A 4,651-nucleotide genomic window follows, 5' to 3' on the forward strand; every position below is an offset into this window, starting at 1 on the left:
GTACGCACCGCTACGAAGTGATCGACGCCGAGTGCGTGGGCTGCAACCTGTGCCAGATCACCTGTCCGGTGGAGAACTGCATCGAAATGGTGCCGCAGGACACCGGCAAGCCCTATCTCAACTGGACCCAGGATCCGCGCAACCCTTACCGCGAAGCCTCCTGAACGCAGGGCGGCGCCCGCATCCCCGGCGGACGCCGCCCTGCCGCGCGCCGGCACGCTTCCTGCGTGCCGCTGCGGTCCGACGACGCGCAACGGCGTCTGTCGGATCGACCCGCCTTCGACTACCATTCGCCGCGGCCCGGCCGACGCTCCCGGACGGCCGGCGCCCCATGGAGACTCGCGCATGTCCGCAGACAGCAACTACAGCCAGCAACCGGTCCCGCTGGCGGCGCGCAAGAGCGCACTGGCCCTGAGCGTGGTGATGCTCGGCCTGACCTTCTTTTCCGCCAGCATGTGGACCGGCGGCACCCTCGGCACCGGCCTGAGCTACGACGACTTCTTCCTCGCCGTGCTGCTGGGCAACCTGATGCTCGGCCTGTACACCGCGATCCTCGGCTTCATCGGCGCGCGCACCGGCCTTTCCACCCACCTGCTGGCGCATTACTCGTTCGGCAGCAAGGGCTCCTGGCTGCCCTCGGCGCTGCTCGGCGGCACCCAGGTCGGCTGGTTCGGCGTCGGCGTAGCGATGTTCGCCATCCCGGTGGCCAAGGCCACCGGCCTCGACGTCAACCTGCTGATCCTGGTCTCCGGGGCGCTGATGACCCTCACGGTGTTCTTCGGCATCGCCGGTCTGACCCTGCTGTCGGCCATCGCGGTCCCGGCGATCGTCGTCCTCGGCAGCTACTCGGTATGGCTCGCGGTGCGCGACGCCGGCGGCCTGGCGGCGCTGCAGCAGGTGACGCCGAGCGCGCCGCTGAGCCTCTCGACCGCGATCGCCCTGGTGGTCGGCTCGTTCGTCAGCGCCGGCACCCTCACCGCCGACTTCGTCCGCTTCGGCCGCAGCGCGCGTACCGCCGTGGTGGTGTGCCTGGTGGCGTTTTTCCTCGGCAACTCGCTGATGTTCATCTTCGGCGCGGCCGGCGCGGCGGCGGTGGGCAAGTCGGACATCTCCGACGTGATGATCGCCCAGGGCCTGCTGATCCCGGCGATCCTGGTCCTCGGCCTGAACATCTGGACCACCAACGACAACGCGCTGTATGCCTCCGGCCTCGGCTTCGCCAACATCACCGGCCTCTCCAGCCGCTTCCTGGCGATGCTCAACGGCGCCCTCGGCACCCTCGCCGCGCTCTGGCTGTACAACCACTTCGTCGGCTGGCTGACCTTCCTCTCCGCCGCCATCCCGCCCATCGGCGGGGTGATCATCGCCGACTACCTGAGTCGCCGCCGGCGCTACCGCCAGCACCCCTGCGCGGACATCCAGGCGATCAACTGGGCGGCGATCCTCGCCGTCGCCTGCGGCACCGCCGCCGGCCACTGGCTGCCGGGGATCGTGCCGGTCAACGCGGTGCTCGGCGCCGCCATCGCCTACCTGCTGCTCAATCCCCTGCTGAGCCGCAGCCCGAACAAACCAGAAGAGGTCCTCCATGCTGATTGACAACCTGCGCCTGCGCGGCCGCGAAGGTCTCTGGCAACTGCGCGTCGCCGATGGCCGTATCGCCGCCCTGGTGCCGATGGAACAGGCCGCCGACGACGCCGGCGAGCGCCTGGACGGCGCCGGCGGTCTTGCCGTGCCGCCGTTCATCGAGCCGCACATCCACCTCGACACCACCCAGACCGCCGGCCAGCCGGAGTGGAACCGCTCCGGCACGCTGTTCGAAGGCATCGAGCGCTGGGCCCAGCGCAAGGCCCTGCTCAGCCACGAGGACGTCAAGCAGCGCGCCTGGCAGACCCTGAAATGGCAGATCGCCAACGGCGTGCAGCACGTGCGCAGCCACGTCGACGTCTCCGACCCGACCCTCACCGCGCTCAAGGCCATGCTCGAGGTGCGCGGCGAAGTGGCGCCCTGGGTCGACCTGCAGATCGTCGCCTTCCCCCAGGAGGGCATTCTCTCCTACCCCAACGGCCTGGAACTGCTGGAGGAGTCGCTGCGCCTGGGCGCCGACGTGGTGGGGGCGATCCCGCATTTCGAATTCACCCGCGAGCTGGGCGTCGAGTCGCTGCACAAGGCCATCGACCTGGCCAAGCGCTACGACCTGCCGGTGGACGTGCATTGCGACGAAATCGACGACGAGCAGTCGCGCTTCCTCGAGACCCTGGCCATGCTCGCCCATCGCGACGGCCTCGGCGCACGGGTCACCGCCAGCCACACCACGGCGATGCACTCCTACAACGGCGCCTACACCTCGCGGCTGTTCCGCCTGCTGAAACTGTCGGGAATCAACTTCGTCGCCAACCCGCTGGTGAACATCCACCTGCAGGGTCGCTTCGACGACTACCCGAAGCGCCGCGGCATCACCCGGGTCAAGGAACTGCTCGGTGCCGGGATCAACACCTGCTTCGGCCACGACGACGTGTTCGACCCCTGGTACCCGCTGGGCACCGCGAACATGCTGCAGGTGCTGCACATGGGCCTGCACGTGACGCAGATGATGGGCTACGACGAGATCGACGGCGGCCTCGACCTGATCACCCGCAACAGCGCCCGCACCCTCGGCCTGCGGGAATACGGCATCGAGGTCGGCCATCCGGCCAACCTGCTGGTGCTGCCGGCCCGCGACGGCTTCGACGCGGTGCGCCGGCAGGTCCCGGTGCGCTACTCGATCCGCGGCGGACGGCTGCTCGCCGAGACGGTCCCGGCGCAGACCACGGTGTTCCTCGAACAGGCGGAAGCGGTGGACTTCACCCGCGCCAGCTGAGCCATCGCCGGAGCCTTCTAGCGAAGGCTCCGCTGCTCAGGGCTCCAATCCGATTCCGCGCAGGACCACGCTGGTCACCGTCTGTACCGCCCTTTCGAACTGCATGTCGCTGAGCGGCTGGTGGCCGTTGAGCACCTCGACCTGGTAGCCGAAGTCGGCGTAGTGCTGGGTGGAGGCCCAGATCATGTAGAGCAGGCTGCTCGGCTCGATCGACAGGATGCGCTTTTCCTCGACCCACTGGCGGATCTTCGCCTCCTTCATCTTGGCCCATTCGTAGAGGCTGTCGTCGAGGGTGGCGCCGAGCAGCGGCGCGCCATGCATGATTTCGTTGGCCCAGACCTTGGAGCCATGCGGGCGGGTACGCGAGTGGTTCATCTTCGCGCGGATATAGCTGGTCAATACCACCCTTGGGTCATCGAACATCTCGAAGCAGAGGGCGTCCTGCTTCCAGACCTCGAGCAGGCCGAGGAGGACGTCGCGGTACAGCTCGTCCTTGGTGCTGAAGTAGTAGTGCAGGTTGGAGCGCGGCAGTTCGGCTTCTTCGGCGATGTTGCCCATGGAGGTGCCGGCGTAGCCTTTTTCGGCGAAGACTTTTTCGGCGGCCAGGAGAATCTTCTCGACGTTGCGGCGGCGGATCTCGATCTTGTGTGTGCCCATGTGCGATCCATTACTGCGAATTCAACCAAGGCTACCAGCAAATCCGGGCGTGCGGCGACGCCCAGTCTTGCCAGGTAGCCCCTCTCAGCGACGCTTCGGACGGCGGCCGCGCAGGCGACGCCAGCCGATCCAGCAGCCGCTGGCGCAGACCACCAGGCCGCCGAGACTGAAACCGAGCATCCACAGGTCCCACAGCGGACGCCGGGTCAGCAGCGGCAGCCAGTCCCAGCTATGCAACAGGGAAAACAGCCAGCGGCTGCCGCGCCGACCGTCGTCGAGCACGCCAACCACCGCGCCGCTGTAGGGATCCAGGTGCACCCAGGTATGCCGGGGATCGTCGAAACGCAGGCGCCAGACCGGCAGGCGCCGTTCCAGGTAGCCCATCATGCTGTGTTCTTCGCGCGGGTAGTAATAGAAGTCGTAGCGTTCCAATCGTTCGGCCTGCATCGGCACGCCCGGCAGCAGCGCGCGAGCCGCCGCCAGCAGGCGATCCGCGGGTAGCTCGCGGAGGATTTCGCCATCCGCCGTCAGCAGCAGGCTGTTGCCGCTGGCGCTGCGCCCGAGCGCATAGGGCTCGCCGTCGAGCGCCCGCCACTCCAGCTCGCGCACCCGCAACCCGGCGGCACGCAAGCGCCGCAGGACAGCGTCCGCCTCCAGTCCGGCGGGCAGCGCCCGGTCCCAGCTACCGCCCTGGTAGGCCGCGAGGTCGAGCGGCGTGCCGCGGCCGAACAGGTTCCACGGATTCATCGACATCAGCCCGCTGAAGATCCAGCTCAGCACCAGCGCGCCGAAGAGCAGGCCGGCGAGGTGGTGCCAGCGCTGGAAACCGCCCGCATAGGGCGAGCGCGAGCCGCTGCGGTAGGGCTTGCGGAAGCGCCAGCGGAGCAGGCCGACGAGGATGCCGAGGACGGTCGCCAGGGTCGCCAGCAGCGACAGGCCGATCACCAGGTTCGCCCACTGCCCGTCGAACCCGCCGCCGCGCAGCGGATAGAGCCAGTGCAGCCAGGCGCCGAGCCAGTTCCAGGCACGCTCCCGGCGGCTGGCGTCGCGTACCACCTCGCCGGTCTGCGAGGACAGGTAGAGCAGCCGGCCCTGCTCGTCCGCGGTCTGCACCCGCCATAGCGGCCGGTGCGGATC

4 protein-coding genes and 1 pseudogene are annotated in these 4,651 nt (G+C 68.5%); 3 read left to right on the plus strand and 2 right to left on the minus strand.

Translation table 11 applies throughout. The features are described from left to right. From FFS27_RS28790 to FFS27_RS28805, 3 genes and pseudogenes are all read left to right on the plus strand, one after another. Nucleotides 1–164 (plus strand): annotated as a pseudogene (locus tag FFS27_RS28790) (NAD-dependent dihydropyrimidine dehydrogenase subunit PreA); the annotation flags it as partial. Nucleotides 165–345: 181 nt separating this feature from the next. Then, entirely contained in the window at nucleotides 346–1,596 is a 1,251-nt protein-coding gene (gene codB, locus FFS27_RS28800) for a cytosine permease (protein WP_003084659.1), read from the plus strand. After that, on the plus strand, nucleotides 1,586–2,857 hold the full coding sequence (locus tag FFS27_RS28805; RefSeq protein WP_003084657.1) for a cytosine deaminase: 1,272 nt from the start codon (nucleotides 1,586–1,588) through the stop codon (nucleotides 2,855–2,857). Before codB ends, FFS27_RS28805 begins: the two co-directional genes overlap by 11 nt. A gap of 36 nt (nucleotides 2,858–2,893) precedes the next feature. On the opposite strand, the gene FFS27_RS28810 is transcribed toward FFS27_RS28805, so the two are convergent. Then, nucleotides 2,894–3,514 (minus strand): TetR/AcrR family transcriptional regulator, encoded by a 621-nt coding sequence (locus FFS27_RS28810; RefSeq protein ID WP_003084655.1) that lies wholly within the window; start codon nucleotides 3,512–3,514, stop codon nucleotides 2,894–2,896. An 84-nt stretch (nucleotides 3,515–3,598) separates the two neighbouring features. Beyond that, a partial coding sequence (locus tag FFS27_RS28815; RefSeq protein ID WP_137952381.1) for a PepSY domain-containing protein occupies nucleotides 3,599–4,651 on the minus strand: 1,053 nt, incomplete at its 5' end.

The organism is Pseudomonas sp. 2VD, assembly GCF_005503585.1.
Classification (GTDB): Bacteria; Pseudomonadota; Gammaproteobacteria; order Pseudomonadales; family Pseudomonadaceae; genus Pseudomonas; species Pseudomonas aeruginosa.